The organism is Desulfovibrio sp. (assembly GCF_019422935.1).
Lineage (GTDB): Bacteria > Desulfobacterota > Desulfovibrionia > Desulfovibrionales > Desulfovibrionaceae > Desulfovibrio.
The window spans coordinates 266,385-290,994 of the sequence record NZ_JAHZCJ010000003.1; the positions used below are offsets into that span (position 1 = coordinate 266,385).

22 protein-coding genes are annotated in these 24,610 nt (G+C 61.4%); 12 read left to right on the plus strand and 10 right to left on the minus strand.

Annotated features, from left to right (window positions below):
• Window positions 1-137: 137 nt before the first annotated feature.
• From QZ383_RS06430 to QZ383_RS06450, 5 genes are all read right to left on the minus strand, one after another.
• Complete coding sequence (locus tag QZ383_RS06430; protein WP_291444011.1) at window positions 138-659, minus strand: serine/threonine protein phosphatase; 522 nt, start codon at window positions 657-659, stop codon at window positions 138-140.
• Window positions 660-1,643 carry a class II fructose-bisphosphatase gene (gene glpX, locus QZ383_RS06435; protein ID WP_291444013.1) on the minus strand — a complete coding sequence of 328 codons (984 nt, stop codon included), beginning with the start codon at window positions 1,641-1,643 and terminating at the stop codon, window positions 660-662.
• 149 nt (window positions 1,644-1,792) lie between these two features.
• Window positions 1,793-3,472, minus strand: coding sequence for an NAD+ synthase (locus tag QZ383_RS06440; protein WP_291444015.1), 1,680 nt, complete (start codon window positions 3,470-3,472; stop codon window positions 1,793-1,795).
• 18 nt (window positions 3,473-3,490) lie between these two features.
• The gene (locus QZ383_RS06445) at window positions 3,491-5,365 is read right to left on the minus strand and encodes a UbiD family decarboxylase (RefSeq protein ID WP_291444017.1); all 1,875 of its coding nucleotides are present in this window, start codon (window positions 5,363-5,365) and stop codon (window positions 3,491-3,493) included.
• Complete coding sequence (locus tag QZ383_RS06450) at window positions 5,362-5,892, minus strand: NUDIX hydrolase (RefSeq protein WP_291444019.1); 531 nt, start codon at window positions 5,890-5,892, stop codon at window positions 5,362-5,364. The genes QZ383_RS06445 and QZ383_RS06450 overlap by 4 nt, the downstream gene beginning before the upstream one ends.
• Window positions 5,893-6,047: 155 nt before the next feature.
• Here QZ383_RS06450 and QZ383_RS06455 point away from each other — a divergent pair, with 155 nt between their 5' ends.
• Together QZ383_RS06455 and QZ383_RS06460 are read left to right on the plus strand one after the other, a co-directional pair.
• Window positions 6,048-6,587, plus strand: coding sequence for a MarR family winged helix-turn-helix transcriptional regulator (locus QZ383_RS06455; RefSeq protein ID WP_291444021.1), 540 nt, complete (start codon window positions 6,048-6,050; stop codon window positions 6,585-6,587).
• 75 nt (window positions 6,588-6,662) lie between these two features.
• Complete coding sequence (locus QZ383_RS06460; protein ID WP_291444023.1) at window positions 6,663-7,310, plus strand: class I SAM-dependent methyltransferase; 648 nt, start codon at window positions 6,663-6,665, stop codon at window positions 7,308-7,310.
• Between the two features lie 12 nt (window positions 7,311-7,322).
• Here QZ383_RS06460 and QZ383_RS06465 read toward each other — a convergent pair whose 3' ends face one another.
• Entirely contained in the window at window positions 7,323-8,075 is a 753-nt protein-coding gene (locus QZ383_RS06465) for an L-threonylcarbamoyladenylate synthase (RefSeq protein WP_291444025.1), read from the minus strand.
• Here QZ383_RS06465 and QZ383_RS06470 point away from each other — a divergent pair.
• A complete protein-coding gene (locus QZ383_RS06470) occupies window positions 8,074-8,547 on the plus strand; it encodes a 23S rRNA (pseudouridine(1915)-N(3))-methyltransferase RlmH (RefSeq protein WP_291444026.1) in 474 nt (157 codons plus the stop codon). The two genes, QZ383_RS06465 and QZ383_RS06470, sit on opposite strands and share 2 nt — an antisense overlap.
• 35 nt (window positions 8,548-8,582) lie before the next feature.
• On the opposite strand, the gene QZ383_RS06475 is transcribed toward QZ383_RS06470, so the two are convergent.
• The gene (locus QZ383_RS06475) at window positions 8,583-11,072 is read right to left on the minus strand and encodes an STT3 domain-containing protein (RefSeq protein WP_291444029.1); all 2,490 of its coding nucleotides are present in this window, start codon (window positions 11,070-11,072) and stop codon (window positions 8,583-8,585) included.
• A 142-nt stretch (window positions 11,073-11,214) separates the two neighbouring features.
• Entirely contained in the window at window positions 11,215-11,907 is a 693-nt protein-coding gene (locus QZ383_RS06480) for an RsmG family class I SAM-dependent methyltransferase (RefSeq protein ID WP_291444030.1), read from the minus strand.
• 208 nt (window positions 11,908-12,115) lie between these two features.
• On the opposite strand from QZ383_RS06480, the gene QZ383_RS06485 reads away from it, so the two are divergent.
• The 5 genes from QZ383_RS06485 to ruvC all read left to right on the plus strand — a co-directional run bounded on the left by QZ383_RS06485 (window position 12,116) and on the right by ruvC (window position 17,313).
• Entirely contained in the window at window positions 12,116-13,057 is a 942-nt protein-coding gene (locus QZ383_RS06485) for an ACP S-malonyltransferase (protein WP_291444031.1), read from the plus strand.
• Between the two features lie 192 nt (window positions 13,058-13,249).
• On the plus strand, window positions 13,250-14,905 hold the full coding sequence (gene argS / locus QZ383_RS06490) for an arginine--tRNA ligase (RefSeq protein ID WP_291444032.1): 1,656 nt from the start codon (window positions 13,250-13,252) through the stop codon (window positions 14,903-14,905).
• Window positions 14,906-15,139: 234 nt separating this feature from the next.
• Window positions 15,140-15,991, plus strand: coding sequence for an SPOR domain-containing protein (locus tag QZ383_RS06495; protein WP_291444033.1), 852 nt, complete (start codon window positions 15,140-15,142; stop codon window positions 15,989-15,991).
• An 8-nt stretch (window positions 15,992-15,999) separates the two neighbouring features.
• Window positions 16,000-16,803 (plus strand): ABC transporter permease, encoded by an 804-nt coding sequence (locus QZ383_RS06500; protein ID WP_192112369.1) that lies wholly within the window; start codon window positions 16,000-16,002, stop codon window positions 16,801-16,803.
• 6 nt (window positions 16,804-16,809) lie between these two features.
• On the plus strand, window positions 16,810-17,313 hold the full coding sequence (gene ruvC, locus QZ383_RS06505; protein ID WP_291444034.1) for a crossover junction endodeoxyribonuclease RuvC: 504 nt from the start codon (window positions 16,810-16,812) through the stop codon (window positions 17,311-17,313).
• An 82-nt stretch (window positions 17,314-17,395) separates the two neighbouring features.
• On the opposite strand, the gene QZ383_RS06510 is transcribed toward ruvC, so the two are convergent.
• Window positions 17,396-17,995 carry a flavodoxin family protein gene (locus tag QZ383_RS06510; RefSeq protein WP_291444036.1) on the minus strand — a complete coding sequence of 200 codons (600 nt, stop codon included), beginning with the start codon at window positions 17,993-17,995 and terminating at the stop codon, window positions 17,396-17,398.
• 134 nt (window positions 17,996-18,129) lie between these two features.
• On the opposite strand from QZ383_RS06510, the gene QZ383_RS06515 reads away from it, so the two are divergent.
• Window positions 18,130-18,525: a helix-turn-helix domain-containing protein gene (locus tag QZ383_RS06515; protein WP_291444038.1), complete on the plus strand. Its 396-nt coding sequence runs from the start codon at window positions 18,130-18,132 to the stop codon at window positions 18,523-18,525.
• Window positions 18,526-18,599: 74 nt separating this feature from the next.
• On the opposite strand, the gene QZ383_RS06520 is transcribed toward QZ383_RS06515, so the two are convergent.
• Window positions 18,600-19,196 (minus strand): peptidylprolyl isomerase, encoded by a 597-nt coding sequence (locus tag QZ383_RS06520; RefSeq protein ID WP_291444040.1) that lies wholly within the window; start codon window positions 19,194-19,196, stop codon window positions 18,600-18,602.
• A 347-nt stretch (window positions 19,197-19,543) separates the two neighbouring features.
• Between QZ383_RS06520 and QZ383_RS06525 the strand changes: the two genes are divergently transcribed.
• From QZ383_RS06525 to murJ, 3 genes are all read left to right on the plus strand, one after another.
• Window positions 19,544-20,248, plus strand: a complete 705-nt coding sequence (locus QZ383_RS06525; protein WP_192112364.1) for a Bax inhibitor-1/YccA family protein — start codon at window positions 19,544-19,546, stop codon at window positions 20,246-20,248.
• 90 nt (window positions 20,249-20,338) lie between these two features.
• On the plus strand, window positions 20,339-22,858 hold the full coding sequence (gene rnr, locus QZ383_RS06530; protein WP_291444042.1) for a ribonuclease R: 2,520 nt from the start codon (window positions 20,339-20,341) through the stop codon (window positions 22,856-22,858).
• Window positions 22,858-24,474 carry a murein biosynthesis integral membrane protein MurJ gene (gene murJ / locus QZ383_RS06535; protein WP_291444043.1) on the plus strand — a complete coding sequence of 539 codons (1,617 nt, stop codon included), beginning with the start codon at window positions 22,858-22,860 and terminating at the stop codon, window positions 24,472-24,474. The genes rnr and murJ overlap by 1 nt, the downstream gene beginning before the upstream one ends.
• Window positions 24,475-24,610: the final 136 nt, after the last annotated feature.

A 24,610-nucleotide genomic window follows, 5' to 3' on the forward strand; every position in this document is an offset into this window, starting at 1 on the left:
ATTTGGGCATCGCCTTTGCCTTCGTTTGCAGACAATGGGCGCTGCTGACCAACTCCAGCAAAAAAAAGGCCCCGGGATAACCGGAGCCTTTCATCAATCTTTTTTGTGCCCGTGCTGCGGGCATGGCGCTGAATACCCTATTTGTTTATGGGCGGCACATCGCCACCAGCTTTAAGCATGGTGCCAAGGTGACGCCGGGCAAGGGCAAGCTCGCCTTCTGAAACTTCGGGCATGTCCTTGGAGCGCGCGCCGCTCATGTCGTTGCCTTCTTCCACAATGGAAAGAGCGGCGGCCATGCGGCCCATGACGCAGAAAAAGCGCACTGGATTCCAGTTATGCGCCTGCACCCAGGCAGCGGCGTTGGGCGAATAGAGAAAATCCGCCTTGTTGTTGCGCATGATGGGGTGGGCTTCTTCATTGTTGCCCTTGGCCCATGCCCGGAACTGCGGCAGAAGTTCAAGAAAGTCCAGCAGTTCCTTGTCCGTCACCGGGGGCTGTTTTTCATACACATTAACGATTGGGCTTGGGGCTGGCTGCTCCGCCTTTTTCTTGGCGGCAGGAGCCTGTGCGGCCTCGGCCATGCCGGGGGCAACAACCACCAGCGGCAGGGCCAGCACCAATGCCGCAAAAACACCGCAGAGAGATGAAATTTTATTCATTCAATACCGAACCGCGCTAAATTTCGAGAGTCTGTCCATATTATGGTAAGACTCCACATATCGCAGGGTGCCGGTTTTGCCGCGCAAAACCAGCGAATGGGTAACGGCGTACTTGGCACTGTAGCGCACGCCCCTCAAAAAATCACCGCCGGAAATACCCGTGGCGGCAAAGAAGCAGTCATCGCTGCGCACCAGATCATGCACCGTGAGCACTTCGCGCGCGTCAATGCCCGCCTCGGTGATAGCTTCTTTTTCCACATACGACTGGGGATCCAGACGGGCCAGAATCTGCCCGCCCATGCCCTTGATGGCGCAGGCAGACAACACGCCTTCGGGGGTGCCGCCCGTTCCCATCATGATATCAACCTCGGAACGGGGATCAACGGCCATGAGCGCGCCGGCCACGTCGCCGTCGGTTTGCAGCTGAATGCGCGCGCCAGCCTGGCGGATTTCCGTAATAAGCTTTTCATGCCGGGGCTTGTCGAGCACAAAGACCACAAGGTCCTGCACGCTCTTGCCCATGGCCTTGGCCACGTTGGCAAGATTGACCTTTACCGGCGCATCGAGATCAACCACGTTGCGGGCCTCGCGGGGCACCACCAGCTTCTGCATGTAGTAGCTGGGGCCGGGGTTGAACATGCTGCCGCTGGGGGCTACGCCCACCACCGAAATGGCGTTGGGGCGGCCATAGGCCAGCAGATTGGTGCCTTCCACAGGATCAACGGCCACGTCCAGGCTGGGGCCGCAGCCCTTGCCGACCTTTTCGCCGTTAAAGAGCATGGGGGCATTGTCTTTTTCGCCCTCGCCGATAATGACCAGGCCATCAATACTGAGGGTGGCGAAGCTGACGCGCATGGCGTCAACGGCGGCGCCGTCACCGGCTTCCTTGTCTCCCCGACCGAGCCAGCGGGCCGATGCAAGGGCCGCAGCCTCGGTAATGCGAACAATGTCCAGAGCCAGATTTTTCTCCGGTGCTTCCGCCATGATATCCTCCACTCAGATCAGCGTTGTGCAACACATTGCTCTTACCCCAGTGCGTTGCGGGCTTCAAGGAAAAACCCCCGCCCTTGGGGGCGGGCCATGCGGCAACCCTTGCGCCGCACAGCCCTTTTCCATACTTCTTTTTATGCAGCCTAGTTATTGGGCAGGCTGAAACGCCCGGCAACGGGCGTCTGCCAGCCGCCGCCAAAGGGCATGCGGCTCATGTAAAGCGACAACGGCTCCTGGCGGCGCTTGAATTCAGCCCTGAACAGCTTGTCGCGCACTTCCATGCGCGCTGCCGAAAGCGGGCCGGATTCGGCCTCCGCAGGCTGCAACAGATCTTCAAGAATCGGATCCAGATCCTCATAGGGCAACAGGCTGTCCGAATCTTTCTGACCGGGGCGCAGCTCCGCAGAAGGAGCCTTGGTGAAAATTTCATCGGGGATGATCTCTGCCCCGCGATGGGCGTTGTACCAGCGGCCAACAGCGTACACCTGGGTCTTGCTCAGATCGCCGATAACGGCCAGCGCGCCCACGGAATCACCGTACAGGGTGCAGTAGCCCATGGCCCCCTCGCTCTTGTTGCCCGTATTGAGCACCAAGGCATTGGCCCTGTTGGCCAGCGAGGTGATAAGCGTGCCGCGTATGCGGGCCTGCACGTTTTCAAAGGTCACGTCGCCGGGCTTTTCTTCAAAAAGGTCAAGGCCGGGCTTGAGGGCGATGGCAAAAGCATCCATAAGCGGGCCAATGGGCAGGGTCACGGTGGTGATGCCCAGATTCTCCGCCAGCTTGGCTGCGTCCGTCAGCGACCCCTCGCTACTGTGGGGCGAGGGCAAAAGCACCCCAGTGACGTTTTCCGCCCCAAGGGCCTCCACCGCCACGCTGCACACCAGTGCGGAATCCATGCCGCCGGAAATGGCTACGATACCCTTCTCCACCCCGCACTTGCGCACAAAGTCCCGTGTGCCGAGCACAAGAGCGCGCCAGTAATCTTCTTCAACGCAGGCGGCCAGCGGTTCCGGGGTTTTAACAGCGCCCTGCCCGCGCGCGGTGTCCACCACGAGTACGTCTTCCTCAAAGGCCTTGCCCCGGGCAAGCAGCTGCCCTGTGGGATCAAAAACCAGACTCTGCCCGTTGTACACGCGGCTGTCGTTGCCGCCCACCATATTCACCGAAAACATATGCACATGATGCCGGGCCGCCACGTGCGAAAGCAGGTGTTCGTCCGTTTCCTGCGCGCCCACGCTGAAGGGCGCCGCCGCCATGTGCACAAGCGCGTCCACGCCGCGCTGCACAAGTTCCATCAACGGATTATGACCACTGGCGTAGCGGGTTTTCCAGAACGAAGCGTCCTCGCTCTGCGCATCCTCGCAGAGCACAACGCCGATGCGCCAGCCGCCCATGGTGACAATACCGCACGAAATGCCACGGTCAAAATAGCGGGCGTCCTCGCCTGTGGATTCGGCCACGCTGTTCTGGCCCTGATTTTGGTACACCTTGCGCGAAACAACCTGCCAGCCGCCCTTTTCAACCAACACTGCCGCGTTGGAAAGCAGGCCCGAGGCATACACGCTGGGCACAGGCGCACCCACCAGCACGGAAGGGCCATCCTTGAGTTCGGCGGCCATGATATCCAGAGCCTTGAGGCAACCCGCCGCAAAACCCTGAGCGCAGAGGTAGTGGCCGGGGGCCACGCCGCAAAGCGCCAGCTCCGGCGTCACGCACAGGTTTGCTCCTGCGGCTCCTGCCTGACGGGCGGTGCTGATGATACGTTCCAGATTTCCGGCCACGTCGCCGGTAACGGTATTGCACTGCAATAGGGCGATTTTCATGCCAATGCCTCCCCCAGGTTACAAGTAGTTGTGTAAGGGGCCGCCCGGCGCTGCCAGGGCTTCCACCTTGCGTATGACCGCCGGTTCCTCTTCCAGTGGGGGGGCATGGAAGGGCTTCAGGCGTGCGTCGATGACCAGCGGCGCTTCGCACGACCAGTGCCTGGCCCGTGTGGCGGCATGAGCGCCATACACGTCTGTGGCCGGGTCTGACCGGGTAAAGGCCACCCACAAAAAATTATCCAGATTCGCGGCGCAAAAGTCCGCATCGTCCGCAACTATCACAAGCGGGAAGGTCTCGCGCCCCGGCCACTGGGCCAGAGCCTGCGCAAGCGCTTCCATCTGTGGGTCGGGCTGGCTGCGACCATTGGCATGCCTCGGCCCGCCAATGGCAACAAGGCCGGGGCCGCACATGCGCACCGGGCCAAAACCATCCGGCAGGGTCGGCAGGTCTGCGGCGGTGCCGGAAAGTTCGCAGCCAAGCTCCCGCCGTTTTTTACCGGCAGAGGCCCACACAAGCTTGGAGCCTTCGTTAAGGGCGCTGCCCGTGTAGTCCAGTGTATCATTGGTACTGCGGGTGATGAAGTGCAGATCGCGCGAAAAATCAACCCGCTCCAGCAAATGCCGCAAAAAGGCGGGCACATCGTGGGCGGTGAGGCCCGGCGCGTCTTCATGCGCCACAAGAAAAACATACTTTGCCAGGGCCGTCTGGGTGGTTCCAAGCAGATGCAGGCCCGCAGTGATCAGCTCGCGCGGGCGGCGCTCGTCTTCATAGGGCGTATAGCGTTCACTGCCCACGGCCAGCAGCAACGGATGCACCCCGGCTGCGTCCACGGCATGCACATCGCACACTCCCTGAAAAACCTGCGGCACCAGCGGCCCGGTGAGTTCGTGGATAAAGTCGCCAAAGACCGTATCCTCCTGCGGCGGGCGGCCCACGGCGGTAAAGGGCCAGATGGCTCCTTTGCGGTGGTAGACGGCGTCCACCTTGAGCACAGGAAAGTCATGCGCGAGGCTGTAATAGCCCACATGGTCGCCAAAAGGCCCTTCAGGCTTGCACTTGGGCAGCATGTGCCCGCTGATGCAAAAATCCGCTTGCGCGAGCACCGGCAGGGGCAGACCCGGCACTGCGGCCATCTCTGTGCGCCTGCCGCCGAGCAATCCGGCAAAGCGCAATTCAGAAAGTCCTTCGGGCAGGGGCATGACCGCAGCCACGGTGAGGCTGGGCGGCCCACCCACATAAATATGCACGGGCAGAGGTTTGCCCATTTCCAGCGCGCGGGCGTGGTGCGCCCCTATGCCCCGGTGAATCTGATAATGCAGGCCTACTTCATCCGGCGCGTATTCGTTGCCGCCAAGCTGCACTCGGTACATGCCGAGGTTGGAGGCGTCCGCGCCAGGCTTGGCGGGGTCTTCGCTGTACACCAGCGGCAGGGTAATAAAGGGGCCGCCGTCCATGGGCCAGCAAACAAGCTGGGGCAGGTCGGCCAGTTTGCACTGGCATTCCAGCACCGGGGCCGCTGCCGCAGCCTGTTCTGCGCGCACCCGGCTCACGCTCGGCAGCATGTTCAGCAGACCGGGCACGGCCTTGAGCGACTGCAAGGGGTGCTTCATGGCTGCTGCGGGGTCGGCCTTGGCGGTCAGCACAGCCTCCACCGCAGGCAGGCTGCGGCGAAAAATAAAATGCAGGCGCTCACGCGTGCCAAAAAGATTGGAGAGCATGGGAAAGGGCGTGCCCTTGACCCGCGTAAACAGCAGGGCCGGAGCCTTGGCGCGAAAGGCGCGCCGCTGGATGGCGGCCAGTTCCAGATGCGGATCGACTTCGGCGTCAATGCGCACCAGATGGCCATTGGCCTCAAGGTCGGCCACGCATTCCTGAAGATTGCGATAACTCATGAATGCGTCCCTTCCCCGCAGGCTCCGGCTGCTCCGGCAACTGCGTCAAATGATGGCTGTATGCCGGCAAGCGTTCGCTCGCCAGCCAGCATGGCCCTGAAATCTGCCAGGATCTGCGCATGGTCAAACACCAGCGGCTGCGGCAAGGCATCCAGAGGATAATACGCCGCATGGGCCGCATCATCCCCGGCGCACAAGGCTTCGGGATTGCGCGGCCTGCCTGTGAAAGCCACGGTCAGCGTGTGCTGGCGAGGGTCACGGTCAGGCCTGGAATACACGCCCAAAAGCCCGGTCAATTCCACATCCAGCCCGGTTTCTTCTCGCATTTCGCGCACTGCGGCGGTTTCCGCGCATTCGCCTTCTTCAATAAAACCGCCCGGCAGGGCATAGCCCACGGGTTCGTTGGCGCGGCTGATGATGACCACCCCGCGATCAGGCGAATAGATAACCACGTCCGCCGTGGGCGTGGGGTTTTTATAGCTGGAATACGACTTGCCGCAATGCGGGCAGACAACCTGGCGTTTCATGCGTTCTCCGTATGGTTCGCGCCATTACGCGCAACTGAGGCATACTAAGCCAGCATGCCCCGCGCCGCAAGCGCCGGGAGCAAATGCCGCTGTGCAGCCATTTGCTGTCATTCGCGGCGATTGACAAAAAAGTATGGAAGCCATACCAAAACGACATGAAAAATGACTGCCATAAAAAAACCACCGTTGAACTGCGCATCCAGAAATCCATGATCAAAACTCTTGGGCATGCAGCCGCCCATGCCACGCGCAGTGCGCCGGTCAGCATCTCGCTGCTGGGCATAGTGACCCGGTTTTATGAGCTTGAGCGCCAGTGCAGCAAATTTGGCACAGATGTGGACATCCATCTGGCGGAAATTCACACAATTATGGCCATCCACAACAATGAAGGCATCCATGTGGGTGGACTGGCCGAGCAACTGGGCGTTACCAAGGGCAGCGTTTCTGAGCTGTTGCGCAGGCTGGAGCGCAAGGGCCTGGCCTACAAGGCCAAAGATCCGCTTAAAATGACCCGTCTGAATGTATTTTTGACGGAAAAGGGCAAGGCAGCACATAAACAGCACATGGATTTTCATTCTCAGCTTGATTGCATGGTGGACGATGCCATGGGAACACGCAAGCAGGATGAAGTCGCTGATATTGCTGATTTTCTTGAAAAACTCCTTGCGAGGCTGAACACGGTGGAGGTCAAGTAGGCTTTTTCTGGTCATTAATGTTCGGCATCCATACATTATCCAGATCGACGGAATTTTGGTCACATGCGAGGCACTATGAACACTGACAAGGGTACTGCTTTTAATGGTCTAGTTTCTGGACAGAGCTACGATATTTTTGCCCGGCTGGTCGGGCTGGATGCTTCTTTTTATGCGGCGGCGGTCAAGGGTTTGGCGCTTGGCCCGGAAATGTCGGCTCTGGATCTTGGCTGCGGCACAGGTTCCCTGACTTTTGCGCTTGCCGCGCAATCCTCGCCCCAATGCCGCATCCATGGCCTTGACCTTGCCGAAAACCAGATCGCCCGCGCACAATATCGCCAGAAAGATTATCCCAACAACATTCATTTCAGCGTAGCGTCCATGGACGAAGCGTGCTTTCCTGACGGCACGTTCAGTATCATCATGACCGCCATGGCGCTGCATGAGGCAAATCCCCTAGCGCGGCGCACCGCCATTGCCAATGCCGCGCGAATGCTTGCCCCTGATGGCATTTTTCTGCTGGTGGATATTGCCCGCCCACGGCTGCGGGGCCTGGGCCTCTTGCTCTATCCCTTTGTCATGACTTCGGCAAAACATAAGGATGGCCTGACTGAAGCTTATGCTGAAATCTGCGCCGCGCACGGCCTGTCCCGGCGTGAAGACGGATATTTAAATTCTCTGGTGCGCAGGCAGGTTTTTGTAAAAAACGCGGCCTCCGCCGCATAGCCCGTCAGGAAGTCACTCCAGCGTAAAACCCGCGGCTTCAAGGGCTGCGGCACTCACAGCACCGGCCCGCACTATCCGCAGCCGCACTGCCCCGCCATCCTCGCCGCTCAGCGGCTCCACCACGGTTGACGGCAAGCCGCCAGCGGGCAGCGGCCCACCAAGAGCCAATGGCAGGAAAAGTTCTGCCTTTGCAGCCTGTGCCGTGCATCCGGCAAGGCACGGCATGCTCTGCGCCATGCGGCGCAAGGCTTCCAGCAAGGCAGGATCAAGCTCTTGCGGGGTGCACACTGGCGCACCGCCGCTGAGGTTGGCGCTGCTTGCCGTAAGCGCGCCGCCTGCCTGCTCCGCCAGCTGCGCAGCCAGTGGATGGGGCGTCACGCGCACCGCCGCAAGCCCTTGCCCGTTGACCAGTGCCGGGGGCAGACAGGAGCGCGCGGGCAGCAAAACCGTGAGCGGGCCGGGCCAGAAGGCCAAAAGCCCCTTGGGCATGGCGGCCAGTTCCGCCACGGCGTCCACCTGCGCCGCATGCGCCGCCAGCAAGGGCAAGGGTTTGTGGACGGGCCGCTGCTTCAACTGATACACCCTTGCCACGGCTTCCGCGTTGGCGGCAAGGCAGCCCAGCCCGTAAAACGTCTCCGTAGGAAACACGAGCGCGCCGCCGTTACGCAAAAAACGCGCCGCAGCCGCAAGCTCCATCCCGGCATCCGGGCTGGGACAGCGTTCAGACGCGCCATCCGCCATATTTAACGAAGCATGAGAAGACATGACTGGCAAACCCTTGAAATACATAAGTGTGGGCAAACTGAAAACGCCGTTCTGGAAGGATGCCGCAGCCCACTACACCACGCGCATCACCCGCTGGCGCAAGCTGGACATAACCGAAGTGCGCGACGGCGATTCCGCCCTGCCGCAGGATCAGCGCAACGCCCTTGAAGGACGCCGCATCATTGAGGCCCTCGACCCGCAGGACATAGCGCTCGTTCTTGACGAACGCGGCCAGCACCTCACCTCGCCCCAGCTGGCTGACCTGCTGCGCCAGATGGATCACGATGCCCGAGGCAGAGCCTGCTTTATCGTGGGCGGCGCATGGGGGCTGGATGAAGCCGTGCGCCAACGCGCCAGCCGATGCATCAGCCTTTCGCACATGACCCTGCCGCACGAGCTGGCCCGAGTAGTGCTGCTTGAGCAGCTTTATCGGGCGGAATGCATTTTGCGCAAGGTTCCGTACCACCACTAGGCAATACGCATGCGGCGGCCCGCAAGCGCAACCGCCTACAACACTTCGTAAATCCTGGCGAACACGTTGTCGTACACCAGCTTGAAATAAGGCGAGACGCGCGGATCCTGCGGGTCGCCCACCAAAAGCTGCACCATCAGCGAATTGTACAAGCCCGCATCCATGGCAAGTTTTTCGTCCGTTACGCGGTTGAAAAGAAAGTTGATGTTGCGGCGCTTGGAAAGAAATTCGTGCTGCTCCTCGGGCGTTGCCGAAGGATGCGCGTCAAACCAGTCCTGAATATAGTTGCGGCGCGTCACGCCGGTCTCTTCAAACACGCTGATGGATGATGCATAGATGGCGCTGCTGTTGCCCTCAAGCCGCACTTCGCCCGAATCAAGCTTGTAGGCAAGGGCCTGCGGCACGATGGAAAGCGCCCCGCCTTCGCCCGCACGGGTAACAAAATTCCAGTTGCCGAAGTTGCTTATCCAGAAGCCAAGCCGCAGCATTTCAAAGCTCACCACCACATAGAGCCGCCCCTTGTTTTCAATGAGCGGGGTTTCGGGCGAGCGCAGCCTGTCCATGAGGGCCTGCGCGCCTTCCCCGTCCAAACCTTCAAACACATTGCCCGGCTCGTTGCCGCACTGGGCCGTATAGCGGATGATCTGGCGCGCAAAGCGCGGATTGTCTGTGGCAAAAACCGCTGCGGGCAGATAGAGGGACGGCCCCGCATGCTGCGCGCCATCAGCAATGGTCTGCCGCTGGGCAAAATGGTTGGCGGCATAGCCCCAGTCCCACCACAGCCAGAGCATGGCGTCGGGCGGGGTCATGGCCTTGGCGCGCGAGAGGGCTTCTGCATGGCGCCGGTTGATGATTGGCCCCTGCGACATGGCCGGGATCATATCTGCAAAGGGCGCTACCAGCAGGGCCAGCAACACGCCGCTGGTCAGAATGCCCGCCACTGCGCCGCGCAGATCCACGCGCAACAGCCTTTGCAACAGCCAGTAAAAGGGCAAGGTGAGCCCAATGGCCATGATGGGCGCGCCAAACATGACCATGCGCCCTCCCATCTTGACGCTCAGGATACCCAGCCCTGCCAGCGGCAGCAAAAAGAGCGCGCCCGGACGGCGTATGACCACCAGGGCAAAACCCAGCAGGCCAAGCACCGCCGCTTCCATCCAGGGATGGAAGTAGGGGAAAATCTCAATGATGCCCAGGTCCTGCACTTCAATGATGGACTGCGCCACCGAGGGATATTCCAGCGAAAGCCCGCCGCCAGTGCTTTTCACATCGCCCGTGTGTTTCACATAGGCATTGATGTGGTTCACAATGGACGTAAGAATTTCGCCCTGAAGCATCAAAAAGCCAACGCCCGCCAGCAGAAGGGCCAGCAGCCAGGGGCGGCACAGCAGGCGGCGCAGGCGGTAGCCTGTCTTCGTGCCCGCAGCCAGCAGCAGCAAGCTGAAACTGAGACCCCACGGCCCCGCCAGCGTAGGCAAGGCGTAGGCCATGCTGCCCAGAAGCAGCAGAGCGCGCCGCCCGCGCGGGGCCATCACCATACTCATAAAGGCCAGCAAGGCCACATTGTAGCGGATCAGATACGGAAAAACAGAATGCCATTCCTGCGTCCACCATGAGATGACGCCGGAACAGCCAAGCAAGACAACCCACTGCCAGCGCAGGGGATTACCCATGTGCTCCGCCTGTTTGAGGCGCGGCGTCCAGTGCCCCTCGGGCTGATTGCGGGAAAAAAGGCGGCGCAGGTTCATCACGCCGGAAGTCATGGAAAGACGGCGCAGCACCATACCCGGCAGCAGCATATAGCGCATGGCCCAACTGGCCGGGGCAAGGGTCATGAGCAGGGGGAAGAACAGGGTTACGAGGTCGGTATCGTAAAATCCCAGCAGGGTGCGGGCCAGAAAGCCCGGCGCAATGGACGTGAGTATGCCTGCGGCAACGCCCGCTTCAATGCTGCCCAGCGCCCACACCCAGGCAAAGGCGATAACAGCCACAAAGCTTGCCAGCAAGGCAGGGAACCAGAAGGCCACGGCAGCGGGGGAAGTGCCCACGAGGTCGGACATGGCCTTGAGCATCACAGCCATGGGATGCCCGACGGCAAGGCCGAAATCTTCCGCCCCGGCCACCCATGTATAGGCATCGTGCGTGGCCAGAAGCCACTCGTTGCCCAAGCGATATTCCGGATTTTGCCAGCAGGGCCATTCCAGCATGCGCAGGGCAAAGGCAAGGGCAAGTGTCACAAGCCCCCAGAACAGCCCCCGCGCCCAATACCGCGCAGAAGGCAGCGAACGTTTGCCGTTGTGCAGCCCTGCGCCGCCAGTGGGCAACAGCGCCCCGCCGTGGGCGGCTTGTGGGGCGGCGGGCTGCTCCTCACAGGCGGATTCCGCAGCAGGCAGCGTTTCCGATTCGGGTTGCGGCTGCCCGGTGCGCCGGATTTCGTCTGCATCGTTTCCGGCAGGCGCGGCGCTGGCAGAGGCATGGGCTGCGGGGTGCATGGCGTTCTCCGTAAGAATCATGGTCCTGTTCATACAGGCATGCAGATGACGACAAAAAACTGTGCGGCGGTTCCTGGGCAATTAACGCGCAGAACAACCCCCTGCGCGGTTCGCCACAGAGCTTTCGGCAGGATTTGCGGGCAAATCCTTGTCAGAACATTCAGGTATACGCGCTCTAGCCAGCCTGGTGCGTTGCGGCATCATAGGTCAGCCGCTCGGCACCTGCGCTGGGGGCAAGCGCCCAGAACCATCGCCCGTGCCCGCCTACAACATAGGAGTGCTGCTCCACCAGACGCCAGGGCGCTGGCAGCTCGCTGGGGGCTGGCTCAAGCGCCAGCACGACCAGAACGCCGTTATCGTGCAGTCTGGGGCTGGCGAGGTCAAGCAGTTGCCGCCAAGGCATGAAGGCGCGGCTCAGGATGCAGTCCGCCTTGTAATACTGCCCCTGAAAAAAATGCTCCACCGGCCCTCTGAATACGTGGGTGGAGGGCAACTGAAGGCGGGAAAGTACACTGGAGATGAACAGGGCGCGCTTTTCGCGCACTTCTATCATATAGTATGCGCCGCGCGTCCAGGCCATACGCAGGGGAATGCCCGGCAGACCAGCGCCCGCGCCAAGATCCCAGCACAGGGGAGCTTCGGGCAGATTGAGCTTGTCCAGAAACCCGGCCAGATGAAAGCTGTCCACGGCCAGCCGCGTAAGCATATCCTGCCAGGTGTGCGGGCCGACCAGATTCATGGCCTTGTTCCACTGGCAGAGCATTTCAAGATATTCCGCCAGCGGCTCCAGGGCCGATTGCGGCACTTCCGCGCCCGAGGCCGCCACCAGACGCGCCAATTCTTTTCTGTCAACCGATTGTCGCTGCATGATCCTTTCCTGCGCTTGTTCGCCCGTTGCGGGCCTTTCCGGCTTTTCTGCCGGGTTCACTGTCATATCCCCGCAGACCGGGACTTGCAAGCCCTGCGCCGATAACGTAAAAAAGAGGGCTTGCGCGCAATGCGCACCCTAAACGAACCCAAGGCCGCAAGGCCACGCCAATGCGCGCATGTGCGCGCCACTGGAGGATAAACCCCGCATGACACAAGCCGTTTTGCTCTTTCCCGGCCAGGGCTCGCAAGAGTCGGGCATGGGCCGCGATCTGGCCGAGGCTTCTTCTGACGCCATGAACCTCTGGAAGCAGGCCGAGCGCATCAGTGGCCTGCCCCTGCGCGAAATTTACTGGGAAGGTGATGATGCCGCCATGAGCGACACCCGCGCCCTTCAGCCCGCCCTCACCGTGGTGAACCTGAACCTCTGGAGTGCGGTTGCCGCGCGCGCCAACGTGTGCGGCGCAGCCGGGCACAGCCTTGGCGAGTTCAGCGCCATGGCCGCCGCTGGCGTGCTTTCTGCCGAGAGCGCCCTTGAGCTTACAGCCCTGCGCGGCCGCCTCATGGCCGAGGCCGATCCCGACGGCAAGGGCGGCATGGCCGCGCTGCTCAAGCTGGATCAGCCCGCCATTGAAGAAATTGTGGCCGAAACAGTTGCCCAGTGCGGCGAGCTTTTGCTGGTGGCCAACTACAACACCCCCGGCCAGCTTGTTATCAGCGGGGCCAAGGCAGCCGTGGCCCTGGCCTGCCAGAAGGCCAAGGAACGCAAGGGCCGTGGCCTTGAACTCAAGGTCAGCGGCGCGTTCCACAGCCCCATGATGGCCGAGGCCAACAAGGAGCTTGCCCCCCTGCTGCGCAAGGCCGTGTGGAGCAAACCCAAATTCCCCGTGTACTGCAATGCTCACGGCAAGGCTGTGACAGATGGCGAAAGCGCCCGCGAAAGCCTGCTGGTGCAAATGACATCCTCCGTGCAGTGGATAGACACGGTGCGCAACCAGTATGCCGACGGCGCGCGCCGCTGGCTGGAGCTTGGCCCCAAGGCCGTGCTTGGCAAGATGGTGGCCCCCTGCCTCGCAGGAACCGCCACGGCGGAAGACCTTGCCATTGAGCTCGTTAACAACGCCGAAACAGCGGCGGCCTTTGCAGGATAGATTTTTGCGGAGGATGGCCTTTCATGCGGAAGGCCTTCCCCGCCTTGCCTGAAACTTTTTCTTCATGCGCCCCCGTGCGGCAGTGCCGCAATCGGCCTGCGCATGAACCTGAAACGGGGTTCCCGGCGGCAGTGCCCCGGGCCGCCCGAGGCGTAACGCCGCAACCGTTGCACAATAAAGGACACCAGCACTATGCGCGCCATTGACACCCTGCGCACGGCCCTCAAGGCCATCATTGAAGAAGAAGGCCTTGCCTGGCCCGTCAAAACCGTGATTGAACCGCCCCGCGACCCCAAGCACGGCGATCTTTCCGTCAACTCCGCCATGCTGCTCGCCAAGGAAGCCAAGGCCAACCCCCGCGAGCTCGCGCAAAAATTCGCCCAGAAGCTTGTGGAGCGTTGCCCCGAGGTGTCCCATGCCGAAGCCGCTGGCCCCGGATTCTGCAACGTGACCTTCACGCAGGATTTCTGGCACGGCACCGTGGCCGACATTGAAGCTGCGGGCAAGGAGTACGGCAAGAGCACGGGCGGCGCAGGCAAAAAGGTGCTGCTGGAGTATGTTTCCGCCAATCCCACCGGTCCCCTGCACGTGGGGCACGGGCGCGGCGCGGCCGTGGGCGACAGCCTTGCCCGGCTGCTGCGCGTGGCGGGTTATGACGTTAACACCGAGTATTACATCAACGATGCCGGCCGTCAGATGCGTCTGCTGGGCCTTTCTGTGTGGTTGCGCGCCAAGGAACTGGCCGGAAAGCCCGTCACCTGGCCCGAAGACTACTACAAGGGCGGCTACATCATCGACATCGCCCGCGAAATGCTGGATGCCAACCCCGCCCTCGTGGAACTGCCCGACGCCGAAGGCCAGGACGTGTGCTACGACAAAGCCATGAACGACATTCTGAACGGCATCAAGGACGACCTCAACGAATTCCGCGTGGAGCACCAGCGCTGGTTCTCTGAAAAAACCCTTGTGGAAGGCGGGGCCGTTGCCGCGGCTTTTGACGCGCTGGATTCCGCCGGGTATACGTATGAGAAAGACAATGCCTACTGGTTTGCCACCGAGAATCTGGGCGACGACAAAAACCGTGTGCTGCGCAAGTCGGACGGCAGCCTGACCTACTTTGCCTCCGACATCGCCTACCATCACGACAAGTTTCAGCGCGGCTACGACTGGCTCATTGATATCTGGGGCGCGGATCACCACGGCTACATCCCCCGCATGCGCGCGGCCATCACGGCCATGGGCAAAACGCAGGACAGCTTTGACGTGGTGCTTATCCAGCTCGTGAACCTGCTTCGTGAGGGCCAGCCCGTGAGCATGTCCACCCGCGCGGGTACCTTTGAGACCCTGGCCGATGTCATCAAGGAAGTGGGCGTTGACGCGGCGCGCTTCATGTTTCTTTCGCGCAAGAGCGACAGCCCGCTGGACTTTGACCTCGAGCTTGCCAAGCAGCGCAGCCTCGACAACCCGGTGTACTATGTGCAGTACGCCCACGCGCGCATCTGCGCCGTGCTGCGCCGGGCTGAAGAACGCGGCTTCGTGCTGCCCGCCAAGGCCGATGCGGAGCTGCTGCACGGGCTGGATACGCCCGAAGACATGGCCCTGCTGCGCAAGGCCGCCACGTTTGAAGACATGCTGGCCTCCGCCGCCAAATCGCTTGGCGTCCACCACGTGAGCACCTACCTCACGGAACTGGCCGGGCAGCTGCACAGCTACTATGCCAAACATCAGGTGCTGCTGGCCGATGACGCGCCCCGCACCCTGGCCCGCCTTGCCCTGCTGCGTTCCATTGGTCAGGTGTTGCGCAACGGTCTGGACGTGCTTGGCGTGAGCGCCCCGGAAAGCATGTAACATTTGTATAAACTTGATTTTGAGTGGGATCACTCCTGCGGGGTCACTCCCGCGCAAGCATCCCTGCTGTTTGCATAAACGTCGAATATTCGGCGTGCGACAAATCTGCTCTGTGCCTGTTGCCGTTAAGGCGCGTTATGGACGAGGCCTTGCGTGTGCTCTGCCTGCCCCGGACAAGACGCGCCTTAACGGTCAACCAGGCCTCGCAGCTTGGCGCACGACGGAGGATAATGAATGGCCGCCCCCTTACGTAAACCACGCAAATCCGTTGTTTCCCAGCCTTCGGGCGAGAAACGCCGCTTTGTTATCCGCCTTTCGGGGCCAATGCTTGCACTGCTGGGCGTAATCCTTGCGGTTGCCGTGGGCTGGTCATTTTTCATGGGATTCATGGTCGGACGCGGGCAAAATCCTGAAACGCGCGTGGAGCAGATGACCAGCATGATCTCCAAGGACGCGCCCAAGGCCAAGCCTGCACCGGACGCTCCCGCGCCTGATGCGTCAGCCCCGGCGGCTCAGGGCGAAACCGCCGATGCCCAGAATCCGGCCCCCGGCGCTGAGGAAAATCAGGCTACGCCCGCAGGCGCGCCCCAACCCGGCAAACCGGGGCAGGATCAAAAGGGGCAGAAAGCAGCCGCCCAACCGCCGCAGGGCAAACAGGGGCAGCAATCCCCGCAGGGGGCCTATCCCTTTGCACAGCCTTCGGGCAACAGTCTGGCGGCCTGGGGCATCAAGCCCGGCGCCAACCAGAATGCACAGGACCAGGGCACTCAAGCCAACGCGCAAACGGGCGCGCAGGCCGCAAAGCCCGCCCCTGCCAAGACAGGCCCGCAGTTTGATTATGTCTATCAGGTGGCCGCATTCAAATCTGACGAAGACGCGAACAAACTGCGCACACGCCTGGAAGGCAAGGGCCTGCGCACACGCACCCAGAAAAATGGCAAGCTTGTGCTGGTTATGATCAGCATTCGCGGCACGGAAGACGACGCCTTCAACCTGCGTGAAGACCTGCGCCACATGAGGCTGGGCGTACCCATTCAGGTTTCGCAAAAACCTGTTTCAAACAAACCGCAAAAATCAGGGCGGTGAGGCAAACCATGACCGCAACCGAAACTTTCGGCGATTTTCTGCGCAAGATAGGCCGCCCCTGTCTGAACGGCATAGACGCTCTTGGCAACACGGCCCTGTTCATGCTTGAAGGGCTGGCCCAGATATTTGCCAGCCCCAAGATTTTTCCGCGCACCATGCAGCAGCTCTTTGTCATCGGCTCCAAGTCGCTCTTCCTCATCATGCTGATCGGCGTGTTCTGCGGCATGGTGCTGGGGCTTCAGGGCTACTACACCCTGGTAAAGTTCGGCTCGGTGGGCATGCTTGGCTCTGCCGTGTCGCTGACACTCATTCGCGAGCTTGGGCCGGTGCTCACGGCCATCATGCTCACAGGCCGCGCCGGGTCTTCCATGACGGCAGAAATTGGCGTCATGCGCATCACCGACCAGATCGACGCCCTGGACGTCATGGATATCAATTCCATGGGCTATCTGGTCAGCCCGCGCCTGCTGGCATCGCTCATCGCCTTCCCGCTGCTGACAGCGGTATTTGATGTTATCGGCATCATCGGCGGCTATCTCACGGGCGTGCTCATGCTGGGCATCAACGAGGGCGCGTATTTTTACCGCATCACAAGCTCGGTGACGGCAACGGACGTGAACGGCGGCTTTATCAAGGCCGTGCTCTTTGGCCTGCTTGTGACCACCATCTGCTGCCGCCAGGGCTATTACACCAACAAGAGGCGCGACAGCGTTGGCCCGGAGGCCGTGGGCAACGCCACCACCTCCGCCGTGGTTATTTCCTGCGTGCTGATTCTCGCGGCTGACTACATTGTCACCTCATTTTTGCTGTAACAGACCATGCAGTCTGTAACTGTCATCGGCATCGACCCCGGCTCCCAACGCACGGGCTGGGGCGTGGTGCGCGAAATTTCGGGCGTGCTGCAACTGGTGGACTGCGGCGTTGTGCGCACGGCCTCGGCGGGAAAGGAATTTTCTGACCGCCTCGCCCGCATCTACCATGAGCTTTCAGGGGTTCTGGCCCGCCTCAAGCCGGAAGAAGCCGCCATCGAGCAGGTCTTTACCGCCAAGAACGCGGCTTCGGCCCTCAAGCTTGGTCAGGCGCGGGGTGTTGCCGTGGCCGCCTGTGCGGCGCACGGCCTCACCATCAGCGATTACGAGCCGACCCTTGTCAAAAAATCCCTTGTGGGCACGGGCCGGGCAGAGAAGGAACAGGTGGCCTTTATGGTGCAGCGCCTACTCAATGTCAAAAACGCCAACTGGGCGCTGGATACCTCCGACGCGCTGGCTGTGGCCGTATGCCACCTGACCGTACGCCGCTTTGCCGCTCTGGCGGGCAAGTAGCGCCCGCCGTCCACCCAGTCCGTATCCCAACAGCTTTCCCTACCCGCCTGCTTTTCTGCGCTCACGCGCTGGGGCTTGCCGTCTACGCGGCAGGGTATTCCGCCATATACGGAATCACGGCCTTGCCCAGCCAGTCAATGGCCCGGCCCAGATGCCGCATGTTTTCCAAAGCAAAGGCGTCCTTTGCCGCTTCCCCCTCCGCATGGCCGAAGCCTACGTTCCAGTAGGTTGAACCTGGGACCAGCATCTTGGACATCAAAAACATGTGGTTGATGCTGTCATAGGCGTGGGTTGCTCCGGCACGCCCCGCAGCCACCACTGCTGCGCCGATCTTGCCCTGAAAGAGTCCGCCGTTCACATAGGCCACGTACCCTGCACGGTCCACCAACGCTTTCAGTTCCGCAGACATGTCGGTAAAATAGCAGGGTGTACCCAGGATCATGGCGTCTGCTGCCAGCATTTTTTGCAGCAGTTCGTTGAGTATGTCGTTGTCAAAAACACAGCGTCCGTTTTTCAGCTCTGCACATTTGCCGCAGCCGCGACAGCCCTGAATCTTCTTGCCGCCCAACTGCACACTTTCCACGTCCCAACCTGCCTCGAGCAGAGGCGCAAGCGCTTCATGCAGCAAAAGGGCCGTATTGCCGTTTTTTCTGGGGCTTCCGTTTATGGCCAATACCTTCATGATATTTCTCCTGATTGCCAGATTTGCCCCCATATTATGCTTAATCTGCAAAAGTTGAAGTACTGACAAAAAATTCATATAATGACGCCAACAATAGGTACTGACAAATAGTATAGCTTGAAACAGGAAAGCATATGAATACCCCCGATATTTGCCCGCCCGTGCAGGGCAATTACCGCTGCCACTTTGAACTGACCTTGCAGCTCATTGGCGGCAAGTGGAAGCTGCTGGTTATTTATTTTCTTTCATTGCAGGAAGTTATCCGTTTCAGCCAGTTGCGCCGATCCCTGCCGGAAATCAGCGAGCGCATGCTGGTGCGCCAGTTGCGCGAACTGGAAGAAGACGGCCTTGTGCACCGCAAGGTCTACGGCACTGTGCCGCCACGTGTGGATTATTCGCTCACGCCGCTGGGCGTCTCGCTTGTGCCCATCATGGAATCGCTGAAAACCTGGGGCAGCATGTATGAAAAAAGCCGCAGTCAGACTGAGCCTGACCACGGCGACGCCAAGAGCGCTGGCTCCGAGCTATAAAAAAACGGAGGGCTCAACGAACCCTCCGTCTGCACACGGGCGGCAGCGCCGCCGCATGATCATTCTTTCGCGCTTTATTCGACGATCACGGCCTTCTTGATAATCACGCTTTCCATAGGCACATCGTCGTAGTAGCCCTTTTTGCCGGTCTGCACGGCGGCGATTTTGTCCACCACTTCCTGGCCCTTGATGACCTTGCCAAACACGGCATAGCCCCAGCCCTGCGGCGTCTGGCTCTTGAAGTCGAGGAAGTCGTTATCCTTGGTGTTGATAAAGAACTGCGCAGACGCCGAATGCGGCTCGCTGGTGCGGGCCATGGCAATGGTGTATTTTTTGTTCTTGAGGCCGTTGTCCGCTTCGTTGCGGATGGAGGCACGGGCAGACTTCTGCTTCAGGTCGGGAGTAAAACCGCCGCCCTGGATCATGAAGTTCTTGATAACGCGGTGAAACACCGTGCCGTCATAAAAACCGGATTTGACGTACTGCACAAAGTTGGCCGTGCTGATGGGCGCTTTGCGGGCATCAAGGCGCACCACAATGTCGCCAAGGCTGGTTTCAAGCTTCACAGCCGGATCAGGATCAGCAGCCTGCGCCTGCCCTGCCAGAGCGAGTATGCCACCGAGGCAAAGAGTCAGCGTAACAGCACGAAAAAAAACACGAATTGATTTCATGGATTACTCCTCGCAATATGATGTGCCGGGTCTGCCCCGGCAGGCCGCAAGGTAGCACGCTGCCGTACACGCAGCAAGGGCGGTTGACCAGGCTACATAAGACAGGGCTGCATCAGGCCGGAATGCGCCGAACCAGACTACACCAGGCAGACGGCGACCCCCCTTTCCAGCGCCACATGGCGTAGCCGCCAGCGCCGAACTTTCCCCTTCCGGCCCTTGCTAAATGCCGCTGCCGTTATTATACTTGTAGGCAGAAGACAATCTTCAAGCCCGCCCGACGGCACTGCGGCACGGAGCCGTAGCCGCCGAACGGACTGAGCGCCTTCAACTGCTTTTCGGAGGATATAATGTCATACAGCCGCAGTGTTGCTCAAAGCTCCGCTACCAGCGTTGCTTCCCTTTACATGCGTCAGGTTTATCAGTGGATGACGGCCGGTCTGGCGGTAACCACAGTTGTAGCCTACGCAGTTGCCAGTTCGCCTGCCGTGCAGGCGGCCATTTTTGGCAACACCATTGTGCTTATTCTCATGCTGGTGGCCCAGTTCGGTCTTGTTATCGCCCTTTCGGCGGCGGTTCACAAAATGTCCGGCGGCACGGCCACGGGTCTGTTCCTGTTGTATTCCGCCGTTACGGGCGCAACGCTTTCGTCCATCTTTGTGGTCTACCCCATTGCGTCCATCGCCAACGCGTTTCTGGTAACCACTGGCACCTTCCTTGCCATGTCGGTCTACGGCACAGTCACCAAGCGCGACCTCACGTCCATGGGCAGCTTTTTGTTCATGGGCCTCATAGGCATTATCATTGCCTCGCTGGTGAACATCTTCCTCAAGAGCAGCATGATGGACTTCATCATCAGCTGCCTTGGTGTACTTATCTTCACCGGCCTGACCGCCTATGACACGCAGAAGCTGCGCCGGTTCGGCGAAAACGCCCCCATGGAAGACGGCACCGCCGTCCGCCGCGGCGCCATCCTTGGCGCACTGACGCTTTACCTCGACTTCATCAACCTTTTCCTCATGATGCTGCGCCTGTTCGGCGGCAACCGCGAGTGATGCGGCACTGCGCCAACGCAGCCTGAAATTTGAGCGATCGGGGGCGAAAGGCCAGGCCTTTTGCCCCCTTCTTTCGCACTACGGAACCCTATGAAAAAGAAAAAATCCCAACGCGGAGCGCCCGGCGCTTCCGCCCATACCCCCGGCTTTCCCTCCCGCGAGGAACTGCTGGAGGCCTTTTCCGCCCAGTCGCGCCCCATGCGCGTGGACGGTCTTTTGCGTGTGCTGGGCCTCGCCCGCCGCGCCAAGGGCGACCTTGAAGCCGCGCTGACAACGCTGGCAGAGCAGGGCCGCCTGCTGCGCTTGCGCGGCGGCCTCTGGGCGCGCCCCGAAGCCCTCAAGCACATTACAGGCCGTTTCAGTTCGCTGCGCGACGGCGGGGGCTTTGTTACGCCCATGCGCCCGATTGCCGAAGACGAAAACAACCGTGACAGCCAGCTGGAATTTACCGGCGCGCGCGATGTGTATATTCCCGCTGCGCTGACCGGCGAAGCCTGGCATCAGGATATCGTGCGCGTGGCGCTCTCCCCCGGTGCATCGCGCGGCCCATCCCCCGAAGGGCGCATCACTGAGGTTGTGGAACGCGGCCTCAAGGAAATCCCCGCCCATGCAGCCCATCGCACAGGGCATACACTTTTTTGCCGTCCGGCGGATGCGCGCCTCTCCGTCAATTTCAGCGTGGAGCTGGCTGCTGGCGAAACGCCCCCCGAGCCGGGCACGCTGGTATTGCTGGCCCCGGTGCAGCGCCTTGCCTCCGACCTGTGGACAGCCCGCATTGTGGGCGACTATGGCCGCGAGGATGATGTGGCAGTGCAGGAGGAACTGGTCAAGCTCAACCACGAGGTTCCGCGCGACTTTCCTGCCGGGGTGCTGGCTGAAGTCCAGCACCTGCCCAGCGGCCCCACGCCTGAAGACATGCACGACCGCGAAGACGTACGCGGCCTGCCCCTTGTGACCATTGACGGCGCGGACGCCCGCGACTTTGACGATGCTGTGGAGGTCGAAGACCGCCCCGGCGGCGGCTGGCTGCTGCGCGTGGCCATTGCCGATGTGAGCCACTATGTGCGCCCGCGAGGCAACGGCAGCACTGGGGCACTGGATGCGGAAGCTCTTTCGCGCGGCAACTCCTGGTATTTCCCCAAGTCCGTGGAACCCATGCTGCCCGAGGCCCTTTCCAACGGCCTGTGCAGCCTGCGCCCGGACGAAGACCGCCTCGCCATGCTGGCGGAGATTCCATTTTCCGCACAGGGCAAGCCCGGCAAACCGCGCTTTGCGCAGGTTGTCATGCGTTCTGCGGCCCGGCTGACCTACGATCAGGTCAAGGCCTGCATGCTCGACAAAGATGCTGCGACCCTTGCCGCCCTGCGCGAGAACCCGCGCGGCGAAGAAGCCATCACCATGCTGCAGAGGGCCTTTGCCCTGTACGCGGCCCTGCGCGATGCCCGCCGTCAGCGCGGAAGCCTTGATTTTGACCTGCCCGAGGCAGACAGCCGCCTGGACGAAGCCGGGCGCGTGGTCTGGATCGGGCACCGCCAGCGGCACGACGCCCACCGCCTCATTGAGGAATTCATGATCGCGGCCAACGAGGCCGTAGCGCGCCACCTGCGCGATGTGGGCATGCCCTTTCTCTACCGCGTGCATCCCCTGCCCGACCCGGAACGGCTGGAAAGCCTTTTTGACACTCTCGCGGGCGTGGGTATGGAAGACCTGCCGCCCCGACCGGACGCAGCAGCCATGCAGGGCATTCTTGCCCGCGTGCAGGGCACGGATCAGGAATTTCTGGTCAACCGCCTCTGCCTGCGGGCCATGCCGCAGGCTCGCTATCAGCCTTTCAACGAGGGGCATTTTGGCCTTGCTTCGCAGGCCTACTGCCACTTTACCTCGCCCATCCGCCGCTATGCCGACCTGCTGACCCACCGGGCGCTCAAAACCGCGCTGGGCATCGGCGTGGGCGCGCTGCCCGCTGGGCAGAAGCTGTTGCGCATCAGCGACCAGATCAACAGACGCGAACGCGCGGCCATGGCCTGCGAACGCGAAATGGACCGCCGCATGGGCTGCCTTGCCCTGCTGCCCCGCGTGGGCGAACACTTCAAGGGCATGGTGGCCGGGGTCACGGACTTTGGCATTTTTGTGGAACTGGCCGACATGCCAGTGGAAGGCATGATCCGCATCGATGACCTCGGCGATGACTGGTACGACTTTGACCCCCGCACCATGAGCCTTGTGGGCCAGCGCTCCGGCGTCATGTGGCGCATGGGCCAGAGCCTTGAGGTCGCGCTGGCGGAAGTGAATCTGGGTCGGCTTGAAATCCGGCTCATGCCGCTGGAACTGCCCAAGGCCGCGCAGGGTAACTGGCGCGGCAGAGGCAAAACATCCCGCAAGCCAGCTCACAAAGGCGGCGCAAAACCGGGACGCACAAGCCGCCCCGGAGGTTCGCGCTCCGGCTGGAAGATCACCTCGCCCGGCGACGAGTCCAGCAAGGGGGGAGCAACGGGCAAGGCCCGCCGCAGCGAGGGCGGCCCAAAGCGTGGCAGTAAGGCCGGAGGCAAGGGCGGCACGGGCACACGCGGGCGCACCACAGGCAACAACAGCAAAAAGCGGGGCCGCTGATGGCCTTGCTTTCCGCACAGCAGCGTATGGGCGCAGCCGCGCTCATACTGGCGGCCAGTACGGTTCTTTCGCGCCTCATGGGTCTTGCGCGCGACAAGATCATTTCTTGGCAGTTCGGCGCTGGCGGCGAATCCGATATGTATTTCGCCGCCTTTGTGGTTCCGGACATCATCAATTATCTGCTGGCGGGCGGCTTTATGTCCATCACCATCATCCCCCTGCTAACCCGCAGGTTTCAGGAGGATGAGGCGGATGCCTGGCGCTTTTTTTCCTGCGTTTTCTGCTGGATGGCGGCTGCCTCCACCCTGCTGACCCTTGGCGGCATGGCCCTTGCGCCCTGGCTGGCGCAAGCGGTGGCCCCCGGTTTTACGCCGGAGCAGTGGGCGCGGCTGGCCTTTTTTATGCGCATCATCCTGCCCGCCCAGATATTCTTTCTGTGCGGGGCATGCGTTACCGCTTTGTTGTTCATGCGGCGTCAGTTCCGCGTGCCGGCGCTGGCCCCGCTGATCTATAACGGGGCCATCATTGCCGTGGGCCTGCTATTGCCCTGGCTGGCAACCACGCAGACTGCGCAGGCGACTCTGCCAGCAGGCCTGCTGGCCCACATGGACGGCATGACCGGTTACTGCGTGGGCGTGACCCTTGGCGCGGCCCTTGGCACTTTTGCACTGCCCCTGCGGGTAGCGGGCCAGCAGGGCCTGCGGCTGCACATGGAATGGCGGCACCCGCTCATGGGCAAATTTCTGCTCACGGCCCTGCCCCTCATGCTGGGGCAGACCATCATGATGCTGGACGAACAATTTCTGCGGGTCTTTGGCAGCCTGGCGGGCGATGGCGCGGTGAGCCTGCTCAACTACGCACGGCGCATCACCCAGGTTCCTGTGGGGCTGGTGGGCCAGGCCGCCGCTGTGGCGTCCTATCCTTTTTTGGTGGCGCTGCTGGCGCAGGGCGACACCGAGCGATTTAACACCACCCTGCGCACGGCTCTGCGGGCCAGTGTTGCCCTTATCATTCCTTGCGCGTTCTGCATGGCGGCCACAAGCTGGCCCATTTTGGGCGTTATTTTTCAGGGCGGGCGCTTCAGCCCCGCAGACACGCTGGCTACCCTGCCGCTCACGCGCATCATGCTGGCCGCCACGCCCTTCTGGATTATCTACATGGTGCTGGTGCGCGCCTATTACGCCCACGGCGACACCATCACCCCGGCTGTGACCGGCAGCATCATGACGGCGCTGTGCATACCCATGTATTACTGGTGGGCTGTTCCCAACGGGGCGTGGGCCATCGCGGCCCTTTCGGGCCTGAGCGTGAGCTTGTACGTGCTCTGGCTGGTGGGCATATGGATTCGCCGCCACGGCAGCGGGGCTTTTACTGGCCTGACAGGGCTTGCGGCGCGGGTGATTTTTTGCAGTCTGCCCGCCACGGCTGCGGGCTGGTGGGTTTCTGAGGTCTGCATGCGCTCGTTTACGCTGTCCCCCATCCTCAAGGCCTGCGTAGTGCTGATGCTGGGCAGTTGCGCCTTTATGGCCCTGTTTCTACCCCTTGCATGGCAGACCGCGCCCGAGGCTCTGGAGCCAGTTCTGCAAAGGCTGCGCCGCAAGCGCGGCGCAGCCTGATTCTGCTAGAAAAAATAACCTTGAGATGTTCGGGGGGGGGGCTATCACCCCCTAAACATTTACTGGCTGCGCAAGCATTCTCGCGCAACTGACCTGGGCCAGAGCACGGCATCCTCAGCCGCAGTAAAAGTTTCTT

Excerpts from the sequence above, each read along its gene's own strand:
- QZ383_RS06450 (WP_291444019.1), bottom strand. The coding sequence starts at position 5,892 with ATGAAACGCCAGGTTGTCTGCCCGCATTGCGGCAAGTCGTATTCCAGC.
- rnr (WP_291444042.1), top strand. The coding sequence starts at position 20,339 with ATGAAAAAGAAAAAATCCCAACGCGGAGCGCCCGGCGCTTCCGCCCAT.
- QZ383_RS06520 (WP_291444040.1), bottom strand. The coding sequence starts at position 19,196 with ATGAAATCAATTCGTGTTTTTTTTCGTGCTGTTACGCTGACTCTTTGC.
- QZ383_RS06455 (WP_291444021.1), top strand. The coding sequence starts at position 6,048 with ATGAAAAATGACTGCCATAAAAAAACCACCGTTGAACTGCGCATCCAG.
- QZ383_RS06500 (WP_192112369.1), top strand. The coding sequence starts at position 16,000 with ATGACCGCAACCGAAACTTTCGGCGATTTTCTGCGCAAGATAGGCCGC.
- QZ383_RS06430 (WP_291444011.1), bottom strand. The coding sequence starts at position 659 with ATGAATAAAATTTCATCTCTCTGCGGTGTTTTTGCGGCATTGGTGCTG.
- QZ383_RS06470 (WP_291444026.1), top strand. The coding sequence starts at position 8,074 with ATGACTGGCAAACCCTTGAAATACATAAGTGTGGGCAAACTGAAAACG.
- QZ383_RS06525 (WP_192112364.1), top strand. The coding sequence starts at position 19,544 with ATGTCATACAGCCGCAGTGTTGCTCAAAGCTCCGCTACCAGCGTTGCT.
- QZ383_RS06465 (WP_291444025.1), bottom strand. The coding sequence starts at position 8,075 with ATGTCTTCTCATGCTTCGTTAAATATGGCGGATGGCGCGTCTGAACGC.
- QZ383_RS06495 (WP_291444033.1), top strand. The coding sequence starts at position 15,140 with ATGGCCGCCCCCTTACGTAAACCACGCAAATCCGTTGTTTCCCAGCCT.
- QZ383_RS06515 (WP_291444038.1), top strand. The coding sequence starts at position 18,130 with ATGAATACCCCCGATATTTGCCCGCCCGTGCAGGGCAATTACCGCTGC.
- QZ383_RS06440 (WP_291444015.1), bottom strand. The coding sequence starts at position 3,472 with ATGAAAATCGCCCTATTGCAGTGCAATACCGTTACCGGCGACGTGGCC.
- QZ383_RS06445 (WP_291444017.1), bottom strand. The coding sequence starts at position 5,365 with ATGAGTTATCGCAATCTTCAGGAATGCGTGGCCGACCTTGAGGCCAAT.
- ruvC (WP_291444034.1), top strand. The coding sequence starts at position 16,810 with ATGCAGTCTGTAACTGTCATCGGCATCGACCCCGGCTCCCAACGCACG.
- QZ383_RS06510 (WP_291444036.1), bottom strand. The coding sequence starts at position 17,995 with ATGAAGGTATTGGCCATAAACGGAAGCCCCAGAAAAAACGGCAATACG.
- QZ383_RS06485 (WP_291444031.1), top strand. The coding sequence starts at position 12,116 with ATGACACAAGCCGTTTTGCTCTTTCCCGGCCAGGGCTCGCAAGAGTCG.
- murJ (WP_291444043.1), top strand. The coding sequence starts at position 22,858 with ATGGCCTTGCTTTCCGCACAGCAGCGTATGGGCGCAGCCGCGCTCATA.
- QZ383_RS06475 (WP_291444029.1), bottom strand. The coding sequence starts at position 11,072 with ATGAACAGGACCATGATTCTTACGGAGAACGCCATGCACCCCGCAGCC.
- QZ383_RS06460 (WP_291444023.1), top strand. The coding sequence starts at position 6,663 with ATGAACACTGACAAGGGTACTGCTTTTAATGGTCTAGTTTCTGGACAG.
- glpX (WP_291444013.1), bottom strand. The coding sequence starts at position 1,643 with ATGGCGGAAGCACCGGAGAAAAATCTGGCTCTGGACATTGTTCGCATT.
- argS (WP_291444032.1), top strand. The coding sequence starts at position 13,250 with ATGCGCGCCATTGACACCCTGCGCACGGCCCTCAAGGCCATCATTGAA.
- QZ383_RS06480 (WP_291444030.1), bottom strand. The coding sequence starts at position 11,907 with ATGCAGCGACAATCGGTTGACAGAAAAGAATTGGCGCGTCTGGTGGCG.